The organism is Halomonas flagellata (genome assembly GCF_022487945.1).
Taxonomy (GTDB): domain Bacteria; phylum Pseudomonadota; class Gammaproteobacteria; order Pseudomonadales; family Halomonadaceae; genus Halomonas; species Halomonas flagellata.
Genome location: NZ_JAKVPY010000075.1, coordinates 1 through 1,074, shown reverse-complemented (window position 1 = coordinate 1,074; position 1,074 = coordinate 1). Strand labels below are relative to the sequence as shown.

Here is a 1,074-nt window from a genome sequence, read left to right as displayed (position 1 = left end):
CAGGGAAAACGCATGAAAAAACCTACACCGCGAGAATGTCTGCCAGATAGGTCTCATCCAGCGCCGCTTTCTTCTGTTTCCGCCGGATGCCGCCCTTGAAACGCGTCTCCCCTTTCAGGTAATTCAAGGCGATATGCCGGACCCTGGCGAGGTTTTCTGCCGCCTGGCCTCGGTGGATTTTGCAGGCATCCTCACGGAGCGCCACGTCCAGTGACCAGTGCAGCTTGTTCTCGACGAACCAATGCTGGCGGGCCGCTTCTGCGAGTTTGTTGGCGCTAAGCTCGGCCGAGCTGATGTAGTAGCGGATCATCGGCGTCTCTGGCGCTTCGTCACCTTCCTGACGGAAGCTCATCACCACTCCCACCGTTTTCAAGCCTGGCCATTCGTAGCTAAGCTCCTGAAACTCTTCAGTAACATCACTAACGATGTGATAACGAGTCTCTTGACGTCCCCGGTTCTTCTCATCCGTGACGTAGGCATCCCCTTCGAAGTTGACCACCTTGGCCATGGGGAATGCTGCCTCAAAGGCGTCTGCCAGGGCTGGCTGATTCTCCTTCACCGACAGCAGGTAATCGGCACCTTGCTGCAGGACCTGCGTGGCGATCTTTTTCTGGCAGCCCATGGCATCAATCGTCACCAGGCAGCCTTGCAGATTCAGTAGCTTGAGCAGTTCAGGAATCGCCGTGATCTCGTTCGACTTCTCCGCTGTCTTGACCTGACCCAGCACCACCCCATTTGCCGCACTGAAGGCACTGACCATGTGGATGGCGCCTTTGCCCTTGCCGCGGCAGTACGACCCGCGCAGCGTCTTGCCATCAATGGCCACCACCGCACCGTCAGTGACGTCATGGCAGGCCTTCATCCACTCGGCAAACGCTGTCTGCAGCTGGTCAGCATTTACCAGGGCCATCACCCGCGCCAAGGTGTCATGGCTGGGTACGCCAGCCTCAAAATCGCCATACTGACGGAGAAAATCCAGCTTTGCGTGGCCAAAGTCCTCGATCTCGTCCCAACCCTCGGCACCACAGATCACCGCGCAGACGGTCAGAAACAGGATATCCGACAGCTGATGCT

General features: G+C 57.6%; 1 protein-coding gene. It reads right to left on the bottom strand.

Features of this window, described 5'->3' with window-relative positions:
• Positions 1-22: 22 nt before the first annotated feature.
• Positions 23-1,074, bottom strand: a 1,052-nt coding sequence (locus MKP05_RS21150) for an ISAs1 family transposase (protein ID WP_240570121.1), incomplete at its 5' end; no start/stop codon positions are given.